18 protein-coding genes and 1 other RNA gene are annotated in these 17,146 nt (G+C 56.1%); 7 read left to right on the top strand and 12 right to left on the bottom strand.

Features of this window, described 5'->3' with window-relative positions; genetic code table 11:
- Nucleotides 1-687: 687 nt before the first annotated feature.
- The 6 genes from ABNH10_RS02850 to ABNH10_RS02825 all read right to left on the bottom strand — a co-directional run bounded on the left by ABNH10_RS02850 (nucleotide 688) and on the right by ABNH10_RS02825 (nucleotide 7,957).
- Complete coding sequence (locus ABNH10_RS02850; RefSeq protein WP_349384670.1) at nucleotides 688-2,223, bottom strand: ABC transporter permease; 1,536 nt, start codon at nucleotides 2,221-2,223, stop codon at nucleotides 688-690.
- A gap of 42 nt (nucleotides 2,224-2,265) precedes the next feature.
- Complete coding sequence (locus tag ABNH10_RS02845; RefSeq protein ID WP_349384669.1) at nucleotides 2,266-3,282, bottom strand: extracellular solute-binding protein; 1,017 nt, start codon at nucleotides 3,280-3,282, stop codon at nucleotides 2,266-2,268.
- Nucleotides 3,283-3,336: 54 nt separating this feature from the next.
- On the bottom strand, nucleotides 3,337-4,620 hold the full coding sequence (locus ABNH10_RS02840; RefSeq protein ID WP_349384668.1) for an FAD-dependent monooxygenase: 1,284 nt from the start codon (nucleotides 4,618-4,620) through the stop codon (nucleotides 3,337-3,339).
- A 27-nt stretch (nucleotides 4,621-4,647) separates the two neighbouring features.
- A complete protein-coding gene (locus tag ABNH10_RS02835) occupies nucleotides 4,648-5,820 on the bottom strand; it encodes an FAD-dependent monooxygenase (RefSeq protein ID WP_349384667.1) in 1,173 nt (390 codons plus the stop codon).
- Nucleotides 5,821-5,989: 169 nt separating this feature from the next.
- Complete coding sequence (gene pepP / locus ABNH10_RS02830; RefSeq protein WP_349384666.1) at nucleotides 5,990-7,306, bottom strand: Xaa-Pro aminopeptidase; 1,317 nt, start codon at nucleotides 7,304-7,306, stop codon at nucleotides 5,990-5,992.
- A gap of 60 nt (nucleotides 7,307-7,366) precedes the next feature.
- Nucleotides 7,367-7,957, bottom strand: coding sequence for a UPF0149 family protein (locus ABNH10_RS02825; protein ID WP_349384665.1), 591 nt, complete (start codon nucleotides 7,955-7,957; stop codon nucleotides 7,367-7,369).
- A gap of 234 nt (nucleotides 7,958-8,191) precedes the next feature.
- Here ABNH10_RS02825 and ABNH10_RS02820 point away from each other — a divergent pair, with 234 nt between their 5' ends.
- The 4 genes from ABNH10_RS02820 to ABNH10_RS02805 all read left to right on the top strand — a co-directional run bounded on the left by ABNH10_RS02820 (nucleotide 8,192) and on the right by ABNH10_RS02805 (nucleotide 9,796).
- Nucleotides 8,192-8,404, top strand: a complete 213-nt coding sequence (locus tag ABNH10_RS02820) for a TIGR02449 family protein (RefSeq protein WP_349384664.1) — start codon at nucleotides 8,192-8,194, stop codon at nucleotides 8,402-8,404.
- A gap of 45 nt (nucleotides 8,405-8,449) precedes the next feature.
- Nucleotides 8,450-8,761, top strand: coding sequence for a cell division protein ZapA (locus ABNH10_RS02815; RefSeq protein WP_063521025.1), 312 nt, complete (start codon nucleotides 8,450-8,452; stop codon nucleotides 8,759-8,761).
- 220 nt (nucleotides 8,762-8,981) lie between these two features.
- A non-coding RNA gene (ssrS, locus tag ABNH10_RS02810) (6S RNA) lies at nucleotides 8,982-9,165 on the top strand.
- Nucleotides 9,166-9,196: 31 nt separating this feature from the next.
- The gene (locus ABNH10_RS02805; RefSeq protein ID WP_349384663.1) at nucleotides 9,197-9,796 is read left to right on the top strand and encodes a 5-formyltetrahydrofolate cyclo-ligase; all 600 of its coding nucleotides are present in this window, start codon (nucleotides 9,197-9,199) and stop codon (nucleotides 9,794-9,796) included.
- On the opposite strand, the gene ABNH10_RS02800 is transcribed toward ABNH10_RS02805, so the two are convergent.
- Together ABNH10_RS02800 and ilvA are read right to left on the bottom strand one after the other, a co-directional pair.
- Nucleotides 9,777-9,926 carry a hypothetical protein gene (locus ABNH10_RS02800; RefSeq protein ID WP_155131698.1) on the bottom strand — a complete coding sequence of 50 codons (150 nt, stop codon included), beginning with the start codon at nucleotides 9,924-9,926 and terminating at the stop codon, nucleotides 9,777-9,779. The genes ABNH10_RS02805 and ABNH10_RS02800 overlap by 20 nt on opposite strands.
- Before the next feature lie 339 nt (nucleotides 9,927-10,265).
- Nucleotides 10,266-11,801 carry a threonine ammonia-lyase, biosynthetic gene (gene ilvA, locus ABNH10_RS02795; RefSeq protein WP_349384662.1) on the bottom strand — a complete coding sequence of 512 codons (1,536 nt, stop codon included), beginning with the start codon at nucleotides 11,799-11,801 and terminating at the stop codon, nucleotides 10,266-10,268.
- 136 nt (nucleotides 11,802-11,937) lie between these two features.
- Here ilvA and rpiA point away from each other — a divergent pair, with 136 nt between their 5' ends.
- Nucleotides 11,938-12,591, top strand: coding sequence for a ribose-5-phosphate isomerase RpiA (rpiA, locus tag ABNH10_RS02790; protein ID WP_349384661.1), 654 nt, complete (start codon nucleotides 11,938-11,940; stop codon nucleotides 12,589-12,591).
- Nucleotides 12,592-12,729: 138 nt separating this feature from the next.
- On the opposite strand, the gene ABNH10_RS02785 is transcribed toward rpiA, so the two are convergent.
- On the bottom strand, nucleotides 12,730-13,242 hold the full coding sequence (locus ABNH10_RS02785; protein ID WP_349384660.1) for a hypothetical protein: 513 nt from the start codon (nucleotides 13,240-13,242) through the stop codon (nucleotides 12,730-12,732).
- 108 nt (nucleotides 13,243-13,350) lie between these two features.
- Nucleotides 13,351-14,214 (bottom strand): alpha/beta hydrolase, encoded by an 864-nt coding sequence (locus ABNH10_RS02780; protein ID WP_349384659.1) that lies wholly within the window; start codon nucleotides 14,212-14,214, stop codon nucleotides 13,351-13,353.
- Nucleotides 14,215-14,379: 165 nt separating this feature from the next.
- On the opposite strand from ABNH10_RS02780, the gene ABNH10_RS02775 reads away from it, so the two are divergent.
- On the top strand, nucleotides 14,380-15,024 hold the full coding sequence (locus tag ABNH10_RS02775; protein WP_349384658.1) for a flavin reductase family protein: 645 nt from the start codon (nucleotides 14,380-14,382) through the stop codon (nucleotides 15,022-15,024).
- Here the strand turns inward: ABNH10_RS02775 and ABNH10_RS02770 are convergent, their stop codons facing one another.
- Nucleotides 15,025-15,351 (bottom strand): hypothetical protein, encoded by a 327-nt coding sequence (locus tag ABNH10_RS02770; protein WP_349384657.1) that lies wholly within the window; start codon nucleotides 15,349-15,351, stop codon nucleotides 15,025-15,027.
- Nucleotides 15,352-15,546: 195 nt separating this feature from the next.
- Here ABNH10_RS02770 and ABNH10_RS02765 point away from each other — a divergent pair, with 195 nt between their 5' ends.
- Nucleotides 15,547-15,975 (top strand): META domain-containing protein, encoded by a 429-nt coding sequence (locus ABNH10_RS02765; protein ID WP_349384656.1) that lies wholly within the window; start codon nucleotides 15,547-15,549, stop codon nucleotides 15,973-15,975.
- Nucleotides 15,976-16,067: 92 nt separating this feature from the next.
- Here the strand turns inward: ABNH10_RS02765 and fba are convergent, their stop codons facing one another.
- Nucleotides 16,068-17,132 carry a class II fructose-bisphosphate aldolase gene (fba, locus tag ABNH10_RS02760; protein WP_349384655.1) on the bottom strand — a complete coding sequence of 355 codons (1,065 nt, stop codon included), beginning with the start codon at nucleotides 17,130-17,132 and terminating at the stop codon, nucleotides 16,068-16,070.
- Nucleotides 17,133-17,146 lie beyond the last annotated feature (14 nt).

The following is a 17,146-nucleotide window of genomic DNA, read 5'->3' as shown; positions in this document are numbered from 1 at the left end:
GCTGTTTTCTTGTTACTTTTACGTTATTTGTCGCCAAGGCAGCGACGGGGGCTTGCCTTATGCAAAAGTGAACATGCATTTACATAGGTAGAAAGCGCCATTTATCATTGATCCGTACAAGTAAATGTAAAATTCTTTTAAATGGCGACAAAATGCATAGTGGCGCCCACGATAACGGGCCAAGGGCGGGCTAGCGAAGGAGAAGAAAAACAAGAGGGTTATTCACAACGAGCAGCCAACAGCTGTAAACACAAAGCACTGCGTCCGCCGACTGACCAACTTCACTTTACCTCCCTCAAGGCCAACCAAGGTGATTTCCAAGGCATCTCTTTCGCTTGTGCATTCTGCAGCGGGCCTTCTTGCCCCACATCATCAATAGGCAGGCCTTTGACATTGCACTGCAGACCCAGCGGCACACTTAGCCCCGGTGCCAACTCCGCCCCTCACCCAGGTTCAGGAACAACCGCTGGCGGCGGTACCGCGTGAACCGCCCTTGCTGGGAACCTGTGAGTCCCAGGGTTACCGTTACTGGTCCCCCCGATGCAGCAAAGCAGGGGCAGGTTAGGGGTCAGGTAGGCAGGATTAAACTAAAGAGCGGGGCTGGGATAGTGGACTTGGAGATCCCTTGGGCTGCCCCAACTTGGGTAAGGTGCGAAACGGTCATAGCGCCTTTCCGGCGTTGGTTATTTAGCGCCGTCGGCTCAGCACGAACACCGGCACCAGCCCCAGCAACACCAGAGTAAGCGACGGGGCAGCGGCGCGCTGCCACTCCCCTTCGGCGGTCAATTCGTAGATACGCACCGCCAGGGTATCCCAGCCAAAGGGACGCAGCAGAAGAGTGGCGGGCATTTCTTTCATCACATCAATGCCCACCAGCAGCAAAGCGGTAAACAACCCCGGCAACATCATCGGCAGATAGACGCGGCGGCTAACCTCCGATGCACTGGCACCGAGGGTACGGGCAGCGTCCACCAAACTGGGCCGCACCTGTTGCAGAGCGTTTTCCACCGGGCCAAAGGCCACTGCCAGAAAACGCACCACATAGGCTAGAATCAGCGCCGCCAGCCCGCCCACCAAGGGAATCGACAACCCCCACTGATCCAACCGGGCTTCCACGGCACTGAAGCTGACCATGATGCCCACCGCCAGCACTGAGCCAGGCAGAGCATAGCCCAACGTCGCCAACTGCACCGAGCCCGACACCACTCTGGAGGGCTGGTGACGCTTCACCCAAGCCAACCAGCTGGCCAATACCAAAATCAATGAAGCCGCCATAGCCCCCAGCAAAAAAGTGCGCCAGATCAGGCTGACAAAGCGACTATCCAAGCCTTCGATACCGGTGCCCACCACCCAATACAACAGCCGGCTCACCGGCAGCAGGAATGCCATGAACAACACAGCAAAGGCAAACACCGAAATGCCCCAGGCAAACCGCGGCCGCACCCGCATTATTTGCCGGCCACCCAGCTCACTAAACCGGGCACGACGCCGGCCACGGCGCTCCAGCCACAATGACACCAGCACAAACAGCAGTAGCAAGGAGGCCAGCTGCGCGGCCGCCTGCAAATTAAACAAGCCGTACCAACTCTTGTAGATGGCGGTGGTAAAGGTATCGAAATTAAACACCGACACCGCGCCGAAATCGGCCAGGGTTTCCATCAAGGCCAGCGCCAGCCCTGCAGCAATGCCCGGCCGGGCCATGGGCAACGCCACCTTCAAAAATGCCCGTAGCGGGCCATCACCAAGAATGCGCGCCTGCTCCAGCACAGCACGCCCCTGAGCCTGAAAAGCCAGCCGCGCCAGCATGTACACGTAGGGGTAAAGCACCAAAGAAAGAGTGACCACGACCCACAGGGGGTGGCGGGCACTGAATCCGGGAAAGGCCGGCCACCAGGCGCGCACCTGGGTTTGTATCGGCCCGGCGTAATCGAGCAGGTCCACCAACACGAACGCCAGCACATACGCCGGCATGGCCATGGGCAACAACACTGCCCATTGCAGCCAGCGACGACCTGGGAACTCCAAGGTCGCCATACACCAAGCCAGAGTAATGCCCAGCAGCGAAACGCCAATGGCCACACCCACCATCAAGAACAAGGTGTTCCCAATCAGGCGCAGCAGCACCGTATCCATCAGGTGCTGCCAGGTAGCCCACTCTTGCTGTCGCCAGGCAGCGAGCAACACCAGAATAGGCACCACAACCAACAGGGCCAGCGCAATCACGCTGGCCCCACTGCACGAAAACCCGCCGCGCCGCATCACCGCTTAGCGATACCCGGCACGGTCCATCAGTTTCACCGCCTCGATCTGTAGGGCACCGGCGACACTGACATTAAGATCATCGGCCTTGAACTCCCCCCATGAGCGCACTTCTTCTGGCGGTTTCACCGACACATTCACCGGGTATTCCAGGTTGCGGTCGGCTAACAGTTCCTGAGCCGCGGGTTGAGTCAGCCACTCCAGCAGGTCCTTGGCTTTTTCCGGGTGCGGTGCATTCACAGTAACCCCCGCTCCAGAGATATTCACATGCACGCCACTGGTATCCTGATTGGCCCAGAATAGCTCCAACGGTAGCTGTGGGTTATCTCGCTTCATGCGACCGTAGTAGTACGTATTAACAATGCCCACATCGCATTGCCCTGCAACGATCGCTTCCATTAACGCGGTATCATTGGAGAATACATCTGTGGCTAAATTGGCCACCCAACCACGTACGATTTCCTCGGTTTGCACTTTGCCTTGACGCTCAATCATGGTCGCCACCAATGACTGGTTGTACACCTTCTTGGATGTGCGCAGACACAGGCGCCCTTTCCATTGAGGATCCGCCAGGTTTTCATAGGTGGACAACTCACTGGGCTGTACCCGGTCGCGTGAGTAAACCAAAGTACGCGCGCGCACTGTCAGGCCATGCCATTGTTTTTTCGGGTCAGTGAGTGCCGCTGGGACATTGTTGCTCAGTACCACCGACTCCACCGGGCTAAGCAGCCCTTTTTCAGCGGCGTTCCAGAGGTTACCGGCATCCACAGTGATTAGCATGTCCGCAGGGGAACGCTCACCCTCGGCCTGTAAGCGGGCGGTAAGGGCCGCAGCATTATCGGTGATATAACGAATACGCACCCCGGTTGCCTCGGTGTAGGCATCGAACACCGGTTTAATAAGATGATCATTGCGAGAGGTATAAACCACCAACTCTTCATCAGTGGCAGGCTCAGAACACCCCCACAGACCAGACGCCATAATCACGGCGCCCACTACGATGCCAAACACGCGCATATCCATTCGCTCCAACTATTTCTAAACAAGAATGATTCTTAACTGATGGCAGTATGCCAGCTAACGTCGATGAGCTCTAGCGCCGCCCGCGGGCGGTTTCGCTTTAACGGGAAGATCCGTGCTTCGCCCCATGGCCTGACGAGCAAAAAAACCTTTCACTGGGCCCGCCTGATTTACCCAACGCATGCCCGTGTTACGCAACCAGCGCACCGGCATGGCCCGCTGTTCAAACAGGGACTGGAATCCACGCATGGCATTTTGCATCAACAAATTTTCTCCGCGACGGCGGCGTTGATAACGGGCCAGCGCTCGAGGATCAGCACAGCCGCGACCCTGTTCACAGGCCCCTGCTACTTCTTCCGCCAACACAGCGGCATCCAACAACCCCAGGTTCACGCCCTGCCCGGCTAATGGATGAATCACATGGGCTGCATCTCCCACTAGCGCCAACCCTGTTGATACATACTGGCTAGCATGGCGCTCCTGAATGGGAAACACCGCCCGTTCACTAAGCAGAGACACTGACCCCAGAGCGTCGCCCACGGCAGCTTGCAATTCCGCCGCAAACGCCACCGCGTCCTTGTCTCGCAGTGCCGCAATTCGCTGCGGCCAACCGGACCAAACAATAGAGCACTGCCTTTGATCATCCTGACCTTCGCCAGTAAATAACGGCAGCAACGCTAACGGCCCGGTTTCCATAAACACCTGCCTGGCACAACCGTTATGGGGCTGTTGCGTGGCAATGGTGGCCACCAGCGCATGGTGTCCACTATCGCGGGGGCCACCGCTGATGCCCGCCTGCTCTCGCACTTGCGAACGGGCACCATCGGCGCCCACCAGCAAGTCAGCCTGCCAGAACGAATCGCCACTGCGCACGGCCCATTGTCCAGTCGTGGTATCACGCCGCAGGGCATCGACCGGCACACCGCATTGCCAATCCAGCGTGGGCAAGGTCGCGGCTTTGCGATACAAAGCGGCGGCCAAATGCCCGTTCTCCAGTAACCAGCCCAAACTCTGCGCCCCGATCTCTTCCGCCCGGAATAACACTTCCCCGGTACCATCCTGATCCCACACCTGCATGGCGTGATACGGCTGCACCCGCGACAGATCCAGACAATCCCACACTCCGGTATTACGCAACAGCCAGTGGCTAGCCTCGGTAAGCGTAGACACCCGTAATTGTGCCGCCCCTTCAGGCATGGTCGGAGCAGGCGCCCCGTCCAGCACGGTGACGGTAAGCCCCTGCTCCGCCAGCAGCACCGCCAGCAGCCCGCCAGTCATGCCACCACCGACGATGACGATATGTTTCTTTTCGCTTGCAGGCGACACGCTATTGGGTTGCACGCTTTGTCCTCACGTTTTTAAGTGCTTTCACAATCCCATGGCCCGTTTCGCAAAACCGCTGCGTAGCCCGGGTAAAATATCCATCGCCACTAGCCCCAGCTGGCGGCTGTGTGCAAAAAGCGGGTGCTGCACCCGGAACAATTCTGGCACCCAACGAGACGCCTGGCTGATCATGGCCTGATCCTTTTCCCGTTTTTCCGCGTAGGCTTGCAAGGTCACCAAGCTACCGGGGTCTGAATTGCCGCCCACGGTTTGCGCCAGAGCCAACAAATCCCGCACCGCCAGGTTAAAGCCCTGCCCGGCCACCGGGTGCAAGGTATGGGCGGCGTTACCGACCACCACCCCATGAGGCACCACCTGTGCACAGGCCTCGGTGAGTACCAGCGGATAACGTTGGCGCTCGCCGATGCTGGAAAGGCGTGGCGCGCCTGCCGGGCAACGGGCCTGTAATTGTGCCAGTACTTCGTTATTCTCCAACGCCATCCAACAATCCACCTGCTCGCGCGGCCCTGTCCACACCAACGCCATACGCTGATCCGGCAACGGCAATAAGGCCATGGGGCCATCATTCAAAAAGCGCTCGTAGGCGATCCCTTCATGGCCCGCCGCCAAAGAGACATTGGCAATCAACGCATCGTGCCCGGTGTCATGCTCCCGTGCGCTGATCCCCAGCCACTCCCGGGTCTTCGATCGAGCGCCATCGGCTGCGACCAATAACGGTGTTTCGAGCACCTCACCACAGGCCAGACTCACCTGGTAGCCACCCTCAACACGACAGATACCAGACAGCGTTTCCGGTGCCCGCACTTGAATGCTCTTATCCGCAAACAAGGCGCCGAGCAGCACAAACCCCAGCCAGCGGTTTTCGACTACTGCGCCCAACTGATCCACGCCCTCTTCATGGGCGGATATGCGGGTAATGCCAAGCCGGGATTGTCGTGACACATGTACCGTATCAATGGCAGCGGCGTGCTCGCGAATGGCGCCCGCCAGCCCAAGATCATCCAGCACCGACAAAGTGCCTGCGGACAAGGCCGTACTACGGGCATCAAAACTGGGGGTCAACGGCGGGGACTCTGGCAACGACAACGGGTGGCTTTCGACCAACACCACTCTGCCCGCCCCATGATGGCGCAACAATAGCGCCAGCAAAGCACCGGCCATACCACCACCCACGATCACCAGAGGTTGCTGCGTCATTCCAACGTCCATTTTCACTATCCAGGCCCCGCTTGAGGCGCGAAGTTGCAGGGCGAGCTCCAAATTGAAAAGCACAAATCAGAGGTTGTCGGCCCTTCAAAGCCGTACCCGCGATCCAGCCACCTTCGTGCTCGGCACAACGCACTCTTCACGCTTCAACGTTAAACGTTCAATTGCCTTTCATTATCTTTTCGATACCCGCCACATCCTTGGGCACCTCGTGGCTAAGGACTTCGCACCCGGCTTTAGTTACCAGCACATCATCTTCAATACGAATGCCAATACCACGCCATTGCTCCTCCACGGACGTATCATCCGGCGCCACATACAACCCCGGCTCCACCGTCAGAACCATCCCCGGCTCAAGCTGACGCCATTGCTCCTGAACGCGGTAGTCACCGACATCATGCACATCAAGGCCCAACCAATGACCGGTGCGATGCATGAAAAAGGGCCGATAGCCTTCGGTTTCCACCAGCTCGTTAAACTCGCCTTTTAACAGGCCCAGGTCCATCAAACCCTGGGTAAGAATGTTCACCACCTGTTCGTGGGGCGCGTTCCAGTGATTGTCTGGATGGGTGGCTTCGATGGCGGCGTACTGACTGGCTAAGACCAGCTCATACAAGGCTTGCTGTGGCTTGCTGAATGTACCATTCACCGGAAAAGTACGGGTGATATCCGAGGCGTAGTATTCCAGCTCGCAACCGGCATCCACCAACACCAGGTCACCGTCTTTCAGTTTCCCGGTATTTTCGATGTAGTGAAGAATGCAGCTATTCGGCCCACCGCCGACAATGCTCGGGTAGGCCGGGCTGCGCGCCCCATGGCGCATGAACTCGTGGATGTATTCCGCTTCCAGCTGATATTCCATCATGCCCGGCTTAACCGCCTGCATGGCCCGCACATGGGCGCCAGCGGAAATGCTCGCCGCCTTACGCATGATTTTGCCTTCCGCCGCGGACTTGAACAGTCGCTGGTCGTGCAGATGATGCGCCAAGGCCACGAATTCACCGGGCGGATGCGCTCCGCTACGCACTCGCTCGCGGATACTGTTCACCCAGCCCATCAGGCGCCGATCGAATTCACTGTCGTGGCCCAGGTCGTAATAGAACCGCTCGCTGCCTTCGATCAGGCCCGGTAGAATTTCATCAATATCGCTGATCGGGAATGCATCGTCCGCATCATATTCAGACACCGCCCCTTCCGGCCCTGCACGGTAGCCGTTCCAGATTTCCATGCTGCGGTCACGATCGCGGCAAAACAGCACATACTCACCGTGCTCGCGACCCGGCAACAACACCATCACCGCCTCCGGCTCAGCAAAGCCGGTGAGGTACCAGAAATCACTGTCCTGCCGGTAGGGGTACTCCACATCCCGGTTGCGGGTGCGTTCCGGGGCGGCGGGGAGGATGGCGATGCTATTAGGCCCCATGATCGACATCAGGTCCTGGCGACGCAGGGCGAATTCCTCACGGCTGATACTCAAAACTACTCCTTAACAGGCACTTATCGGTTTCCGCGTGTAGCGTCAGGCACGCCGCTTCCTTCAATGACGGGTTGGCGGCGTCTTGTCAGCCGGCGCTGAAGCCGGCTTGTCCTGATGGCGCATGACCAGTTCAGTGTAAATCATCAGGGCCGACATCCGGCAGTGTTCGGCAACCTGCTCATACATATCCTCTTCCGCGTCGCCGTCATCATCAGGCGTAGCCACCTGGCTGATGGCCGCAAGGTCGGACAGGGACTCCTGTACACCCGGCGACAAATCCTTGTCGTGAGTATTGGCAGAACCGGTACCGAAACCCACTAAAAACCCCTCGCTCCATTGAGCAAGGGCCGCCACTCGCAGGCCGAGATCATCGTCATCGGCCGGCAACAGCAGTGTGAGCTCTAAGCCAGTGCCCTGATAGCCCGCATGTAGCTGGTCACGTACGGCCAGCAGGGCGCCGTTCATTTCGGCGCCGAAACCCTCGGGCATATCCACATGAGCCGCCAGCACACCAAGCAACTCTTCATTATGGCCACCGTGCCCAGTCGCTAACAGGCCAGCAATCACACCTTGCAGCTCGCTGGGAGAGTGCTTTACGCCGGCGGCCGCCAGCCCTTGGACGAGAACCTCAAAATCAATATTGTTGGACATGCGTCTTTCCGTTTTCAACAGCCACTGTTCCGCTAGCGCGGCGGCCCCCGGAAGCAGAGTTGGGGATTACCTGAGAAGTGCGGCCTAAGTGGCTATCACACTTGAATTTCATTGACCCTTGCAGACCCCACACCTATAGTACAAAAAACCTGCAATTTAGGTTGGGGCGCCATTACCGACACATACCGGTAAGGTGCAGGGGAGCTACCTTAGGCGAACAGCGGTCATTTTGCCATGACGACAGAACAACAACTGAGGCAACTGGAGGCCCGGGTCGATGACCTGCTACGCATCAGCGCACGGCTTCGCCAAGAGAACCAAGCCTTGTATGAGCGCGAAGGAAAACTGGTTGAAGAACGGGCCCGGTTACTGAAAAAAAATGACGCGGCCCGCAATAAAGTCGAGGCCATCATTTCGCGTTTGAAATCTCTCGAACAGGAGTCTTGAAAGTGGCCTCCTGCCTGACCCACAGCCAATGCGGTGTAATCCCGAATGTCTAACGAAAACTCCCTGGTAATTCATCTACTGGACAAGGAGTATCGCGTCGCCTGCCCCGCCGGGGAACAGGACAACCTGCTGGCGGCCGCACGCTACCTAGACGAACAAATGCGTGAAGTGCGCGATGCTAACGTGATCGGCCTGGAACGCATCGCCATCATGACCGCCCTGAATATGAGCCACGAACTGCTCCGCGCCCGCCAGAGTGTCTCCCAGGACTCCGAGAGCGAAGCCCGGGTCCAGGCCCTTCTTGGCCGCTTGGAAGAAGAAATCCAGGCCTTCGAAGACGCCCGCCGCAAGCTTTGAATGACGAGTTAAACGTTCAAGGTTGAAACGCGCCCCTTCTCGTCGCCATGCAACTCACTTCAACGCCGCATGCCAGCCTTTCTCTTAAGCATGGTCATCGCGCTTGTGAGCGACGCAAGTCTCGCCAACTGACGGCAGTCTTTTTTCGTGTTTCAACTCGCAACTCTCTCTCCTGTCAAGGCTGACCCCGCCCCCTCCGCACTGTTATAATGTCCCCAAGTGCTTCCTGGCCCGTGCGCCAGAGGGTCAGGTCCCTGAGCCGATAATGTACTACCCGGGGGCATATATTGCCTTGTCCGTGTGCATGTCCGCCTATTGAGCGGAAAGCCTGAGGGCAATGCTGCTGCCTCCACCTTGAGCCTTCGGTTCAAGGGTCAAACCCACAGCGGCGGGCCGGGAAGCACCCTTATATTATGGTCTGACGCCGGATGCCGGATGCCTGACGCGACAATTACCGCCACGCGACAACGCCAGCAACTGCGCCGCCAGTTCCGACAGCGCCGCCGTGCCCTAAGCCGTGGCCAGCGACGCCGCGCCAGCGCCCGTTTTGGCCCTGCCTTAACCCGAGCTATTAAACATCGCCCCGCTCGCCACATAGGCATTTATTTACCTAATGATGGCGAACTGGATCTGCAACCGGCTCTGCGCCACCCTCGCTTTCAGCAAGCCTGTACTTATCTGCCCTTTGTTGACCCTCTGCGGCCCGGCTATCTGCAATTTCGTCTCTGGCAGCACCATCACCCCATGCGACCCAATGCCTACGGAATACAGGAACCCGCCCTGCGCTATCGCGGCCGAGCGCTATGGGCTCTGGATGTGATTATTTTGCCGGCAGTGGCGTTTGATGAGGCGGGATATCGGCTGGGAATGGGCGGGGGCTACTACGATCGCACCCTGGAACAACTGGCAAGGCATCCCCGCCAACCACGGCTGGTGGCTGCAGGTTACGATTTTCAGAAAATGGAGCGAGGAGAGCTACCGGTGGCCCCATGGGACCAACCGGTGGATTGTATCGTTACTGCTGCGTCTGAGTGACGGTAATGCCTGCACTGTCAGCGTAACGCTGGTAATCCGGTTCGTTTCCGCCATGAGTCAGGCTGCTGACCAGCACGCCCAACCCAAAAACCACGGCCAGTAGCACCAAGGCGTCCGGCTTTTTCTTCATTATTTTCTTCCCCAAAACGGTACAACAATATAAAGAAAGTGACCCAAAAGTCTTAACAAGATTGTCACATTAGTCTAATTCAACAGCATAAAATGCCAAGTGAATCAAAATCTGATCATTTCCAAATGTAAAGTCAAGCAGTTAGCGCAAGCTGTTAACATTACTTAACCAAACATGCGGCTAAACCTCGAAACACAAGGCCCGCCTCTCTCGTCACCCCCTGCCTTTCCAAACCACCAATGCATATAAACTCAACGGGTTAGGAAAAATCACCTCGGTGAAGGTCGTAACAGAAGAAAAACCCGCTACGCCAGAGTTAATTGACAGACAAAAAAGCGTCTAGTTCAAAAACAATCGGTAGGCGGGGTTGTCGCTCTCTTCCACCATGGGATAGGGCACCTTTTTGAGGTCCTCCAGCAACCGTGACTGCTTACCCTCTTCCACCTGGAAACCCACCAGCACGCGACCATAGGCAGCGCCGTGGTTACGGTAGTGGAACAGGCTGATATTCCATTTCTCACCCAAGGACTGGAGAAACTTCATCAGCGCACCGGGGCGTTCCGGGAATTCCACTCGAAATAAGCGCTCCTGAAGGTCCTGCCGGGAAGTGTGCCCCCCCACCAGATGGCGAATATGCAGCTTGGCCATCTCGTTGCCGCTCATATCTACCACTGGATAACCGCGTTCCTGCAGCTCGTTCATTAACGCCTGCAAGGCTTCGCCATCAGGGCGCAGCTGGATACCCACAAAGATGTTTGCATCGCGGTCATCACTGTAACGGTAATTGAATTCGGTAATGCCGCGACGTCCCAGGGCCTGACAAAACGCCCGAAACGCCCCCGGCGACTCAGGAATGGTGACCGCCAAAATGGCTTCGCGTTGCTCCCCCAGCTCGGCCCGCTCAGACACATGGCGCAGGCGGTCAAAATTCACATTGGCGCCACTCTGAATAGCCACCAGGGTTTGATCTCGCACATCATGCTTGGCTACCCAGTTTTTCAGACCCGCCAACGCCAATGCCCCCGCCGGCTCGCAGATGGCGCGGGTATCTTCGAAGGAATCCTTAATCGCAGCACAAATTTCATCGGTGGTGGCAGTGACCACCTCATCCACATGATCGCGCAGCACCTTGTAGGTTTCTTTACCGATCTGCTTCACGGCAACACCGTCGGCAAACAAGCCCACTTCCGGCAACGTGACTCGGCGCCCTTTTTCCAGGGCCGCTTTCAAGCAAGCGGCATCTTCGGGTTCCACGGCGATTACCTTCACCTCCGGGCGCACATATTTAACATAGGCGGCGACGCCGGCCGCTAAACCGCCGCCACCCACAGGGATAAAAATGGCATCCAGCTCACGACTTTGCTGACGCAGAATCTCCATGCCCACAGTGCCCTGTCCGGCAATCACATCCGGGTCATCGTAGGGGTGGACAAAGGTCAGGTTATCCCGCTGCTGAAGTTTCAATGCGTGAGCCAGGGCCTCATCAAAGCTGTCACCATGCAACACCACCTTACCGCCATGACGGCGCACGGAGCTCACCTTGATATCCGGCGTGGTGCGCGGCATCACAATCGTCGCTTTCACACCCATGGAGGAAGCAGCCAAGGCCAACCCCTGCGCATGGTTACCCGCAGAAGCACAAATCACACCACGGGCCAGCTGCTCTTGATTCAACTGACACAGCTTGTTGTAGGCGCCGCGCAGTTTGAAAGAGAACACCGGCTGCAGATCTTCACGCTTGAGAAGCACCCGGTTGCCAATACGTTTGGAAATTAACGGCGCTGCATGAATGGGAGTTTCCACTGCCACGTCATAGACGCGGGATTGCAGTATCCGTTTAACGTATTTGTCCAGCATGGAGGATTCCGGGCTCATTCTGTGAAGGAAAGGAATAGTCTAGGGGCTGACCGGCACAAATGCGATAGGCCGGGGTCGAGTCAACGCCTTGGCTGGACTATAATTGGTGCACAATTTATCGGCGATACATATCGACAAACAACAGGATACCCACATGGATCAGGATGCGCTGAAAAAGCAGGTAGCGGAAGCTGCACTGCGTTTCGTCCCCGAAGGAGCCTTCGTCGGCGTGGGCACCGGCTCCACCGCCAACTTTTTTATCGACGGCCTGGCCACTCTGAAAGATCGCATCAAAGGCGTCGTCCCCAGCTCTGATGCCACCGCCGAGCGGCTCAAGCAACACGGCATTGAGGTGTTCTCACTGAATGATGTGGGGAGCCTGCCGGTTTACGTGGACGGTGCTGACGAAGTGAATCGGCATAGGGAAATGATCAAGGGCGGCGGCGGCGCACTTACCCGTGAAAAAATTGTTGCTGCTGTCGCCAAAGAGTTCATCTGTATTGTTGATGCTTCCAAACAAGTCAAACGCCTTGGCGCCTTTCCCCTGCCAATAGAAGTTATCCCCATGGCCCGCTCTTATGTCGCCCGCAAGCTAGTGGCGCTGGGGGGGCAGCCGGAATACCGGGAAGGGTTTGTTACTGATAATGGCAATATTATTTTGGATGTCCATAACCTGGACATCGTAAACCCGATTGAACTGGAAACCACACTCAATAATATTGTCGGTGTTGTTACCAACGGGCTCTTCGCCAAACGCCCTGCGGACGTGGTTCTAGTCGGTGAAAATGGCACGGTCAATCAGTACTAAACATAAAGAAATAAAAAAGAGGCAGCGGTATAGGCTCTTTATTCATGAAGGAACCGAGCGCTTAATACCTAATGCCAAGTGTTAGACAGAAAACCCCATAAAAAAGGCCGCAAATTGCGGCCTTTTTTGCTGAAGAGATTAATCCCAGAAATTAAACCAGGCTTTTTCCTCTTTCTCCGCTTTGCCCTTTGCATCAGCTTTCGCTTCAGCACTGGCACCCGCGGCGCCGGCATTCATTTCAGCGTTTGCGCCCTGGGCATTATTTAGCGCATCTTCATGACGCTGGCGTGCCGCATCACGATTCTCTTCCATTTTTTTCATGCTAGCGTCATGTTTAGCACGAGCATCATCGCCCATGGCATTCGCGTCATCCTTCAACGCATCACGCTTGTCTTTCGCGTCTTTTTTCATGGCGTCGTGCTGCGATTTGGCATCATCTTTCATCTGGTCACGCTGCGCCCGGGCATCTTTCCCCATCTGCTTGGCGTCTGCCTTAGCCGCATCACGCTGATCACGAACAGTCTGCTCAGCAGCATCGGCGTCTGCTTGGGCATTCACCGCAGCATTAGCACCTGCGTTCAGGTCTGCTACCGCTGCTTGGCTCAACAAGACCGCACCTGAAGCGGCGGCCAATATCCATTTACTGTTCATTCTATAGACTCCTTGTAAAAAACATAAAATCCCCTAAACCGGGAACTGTAGACCAACACTGTTACAAACCCGCAACGGGCTCAAGTAACAAAGCGTAAAAAATCAGCATTACGCCAGATACTCGTCAATAATAGCGAATATTTTACGCCTGAACATCTCGTTCTCATTGGCAAGCTGGTGTCTCGCCCCTGGCAAAACCCTAATATCCGGATCTTTAAACTTAGTTTTTATCACTGCAAGGTTATATTGCCAGTCCACGGTTTCATCTAAATCGCCTTGAATCACCACCGGCGATACCTTTATCCGTGATGCTTTTTCAAAACCCGGCAACCACTTCTTTAAAGCACTCACCCAAATAGCTGAAATTCTTCGCGCCTGAAGGGGGTCTTTGTTTTCCAGGAAATCAAGAAAATCAGGGTCATTGGAATTAATGGTGAAAACCCGTTTCAATGTTTTCGTAAACGGGCTAATCAGGGTATGCAACCAGCGAGCCGTCCCCCATTTAAAGGGGCGCACCAAAGGAGCCAGTAAGATAACCTGCTCGAAAGGATTGTCATCGCCCTCTCCTCTGCTCAGCAGATAATCCATCACGATGGCGCCGCCAGTACTCTGAGCTATTACATGCCAAGGTTTGGGAAAGTGGTTCGCTGCCAGCGACAAGCACTGCTCAAGCACATCTCGATAGGTGCGAAAATCCGCAATTACGGCCTGCGGCCCTGTACTTAACCCATGGCCGGGCAAGTCGTAGGCTAGCACTGCATAGCCCAGCTCCAGCACATGGCCAATCACATGTCGATATAACCCCACATGGTCGAAGTAACCATGACAAATCAATACCGTGCCCTTGGGGGCCTTTGCCCCTTGTGGCCGCCAGCCATGCACAGAAAGCATGTATCCTGCCGCCTCGAAATAGCCGAAGCCATGTTCCAGGTCCGGTAGGTGCTCGGCAAAATTGAGGCCGTAGTACGCCACATAACGCTGGCTGGATTCACTCAGCGGATCAAAAGCCTCCCAATTGAGGGGTTGCCATTGCTGAATAATCTGATCGCGATCGAAAGGATTTGCCATAACAGGTAACGGGCCTCCACGGTTTGCTCACGCAGCCATTGATAATACGGGGCCAAGAGGAATCACACCATGCATCTAACCGCAGATACACTCAACCATCTACCGCGCGGTCAGCGAGTCAACCTTGTTAACAGCTTATCCGGCTTCAAAAGTGCCAATCTTGTCGGCACTTGCTCAGACAGTGGAGAGGAAAACCTGGCCATGGTCGGCTCTTGTTTCCACCTCGGTGCCGACCCTGCCTTGATGGGTATGATCATGCGCCCCCATTCCGTGGAAAGACACAGCCTCGAGTACCTAGCGGCGACAGGGGTTTATACACTGAACCAAGTACATGAGGATATCCTAAAGGCAGCACATCAGACCTCTGCTCGTTACCCCCGTGAGATTTCCGAATTTTCTGCCACCGGGTTGACGCCATCTTACCTGCCCGCTTTTCAGGCGCCGTTCGTGGAGGAGGCGCGGATTAAATTGGGAATGGTGGTGATCGAAACTCAAACGCTAGCCGTTAACGATACCGTTCTGGTGATCGGCGCCATTGAGCACATTTTACTTCCAGACAATACCGTAGAAAGCGATGGCTTTGTAAATATAGAACGGGCTGGCACGGTGGCCTTATCCGGGCTGGATAGCTACCACCGCAGCCAGTCCATCGGTCGGCTCAGCTATGCCAAACCAGACAAACCCACGCACTGGCTACACGACAACGCGACATGATTACGGAACCGGTGAGGGCTGCGTCAGCGCCACCCAGGCCCACCATCCGGTCAGCACCAGCATGGGCAGCGATAACAACAACCCCCACATTACTAAGCGGTTTGCCCAGGGGTTCATCGCTGGGTGGCGCAGTGCAAAACATTGGGAAACGGGCACTGGCAGCAGAAGAATGGCAAAACCCCATAACCACAGGCGCTGGCCAAAAGCGGTCAGCATCAGGGTGAGCCAGCCCATCCAGAGGATCCCTACCCCCACCGCAGACAGCATCGCCAGCGGTAGCGCCAGCCACTGGTGGTCAACGTAAAACTGCAGAAAGGCATTGAGCATGGTCGATCATCTTAGTCTGTTAACAACGGAAATGGCCTGAGTGCATTGTCCTCCTCACGGGGGGCCCGTCAACGCTTGTCACCCGTTGACTGATTCCGCCTTGAGCCATATCAATAAGCTGGACTCCCGAAGGGAACCATATGCCATCCGCCGCAGACTAATTCTTAATCTAGCAACACATCATAAGGAATCCCCATGAGCCGATTTCGCCTTCCGCTGCTCTTGAGCAGCAGCGCCCTGTTACTGGCCGCGTGCACAGGACAACCGAGCAGCGGAGCCCATACCATGGTCGAGGAAAGCCAGTTGCGGGGTGAAGCCTGGTCGGTGATCTCTCTTAACGGTGAGAACATCACTGACGCCACTCTCTCCCTGAACTTTCATCAACCTGGACAAGTGGCAGGCAAAGCCGGCTGTAACAACTACATGGCCACTTATGTGCAGGGTGAGGACAACTTCGCCATTACCACTGGCGGCGTCACTATGAGGGCTTGCCCCAAACCGCTGATGGAACTGGAACAGAAATTCCTCAATACGCTTGGTGATATCTCACAGGCCCGCATCAATGCCGATGGCATACTAGTGTTGAGCGGTAAGGACGGCGAGAAAATCAAGGCCACTCGCTAATGTAGCGATACACAAAAAAACCGCGCCCGGTTGGGCGCGGTTTTTTTGTGTCGATCCGCGTGCGGCCTATAACCGAAAGCGTACGGCGACGTTTATTTAACCCGTGGATCCAAATCACCGGATTCATAACGCTGGAACATGGTTTCCAAGCTGATCGGTTTGATCCTGTCCGCATGACCCGCCGTACCAAAAGCTTCATAGCGAGCCATACAGATATCTCGCATGGCAGTGATGGATTCTTTCAGGTATTTACGTGGATCAAACTCGGCTGGGTTCTGGGCCAGAAAACGACGGATTGCCCCGGTGGACGCCAACCGCAAGTCGGTATCGATGTTGACCTTACGCACACCGTGCTTGATGCCTTCCTGAATTTCTTCCACCGGCACACCGTAGGTTTCCGGAATCTCACCACCAAACTCATTAATGATCGCCAACCAGTCCTGCGGCACGGAAGAAGAGCCGTGCATCACCAAGTGGGTATCCGGAATGCGTTTATGGATCGCCTTGATCTGCTCGATGGCCAGAATATCCCCGGTGGGTGGGCGAGTGAATTTATAGGCACCGTGGCTGGTACCGATAGCAATCGCCAGGGCATCCACCTTGGTTTTCTGCACAAAGTCTGCCGCTTCTTCAGGGTCGGTCAGCATCTGCTCGTGGGTTAGCTTGCCGGCCGCACCAATACCGTCTTCTTCACCGGCTTCACCGGTTTCCAAAGAACCCAGACAACCCAGCTCACCCTCAACAGACACACCACAAGCGTGCGCCATGTCCACGGTGCGGCGAGTTACCTCCACGTTGTACTCGTAATCGGTGGGGGTTTTGCCATCTTCACCCAAGGACCCATCCATCATCACCGAGGAGAAGCCCAGCTGAATAGAGCGCTGGCAAACAGACGGGCTGGTGCCATGGTCCTGATGCATAACGACAGGAATATGTGGAAACTCTTCGGTGGCCGCCAGAATCAGATGACGCAAGAAAGGCGCACCTGCATATTTGCGGGCTCCAGCAGACGCCTGCACGATCACCGGGGAATTGGTTTTGTCCGCGGCTTCCATAATGGCGCGCATTTGTTCCACATTGTTCACGTTATAAGCCGGTACGCCGTAGCCGAACTCGGCAGCGTGGTCCAGCAGCTGTCGCATGCTTACTAGTGCCATGGTATTTCCCCTTC

Origin of the sequence: Alcanivorax sp., assembly GCF_040119285.1 — a bacterium.
Taxonomy (GTDB): Bacteria; Pseudomonadota; Gammaproteobacteria; order Pseudomonadales; family Alcanivoracaceae; genus Alcanivorax.
This window is presented reverse-complemented; position numbering and strand designations above follow the sequence as displayed.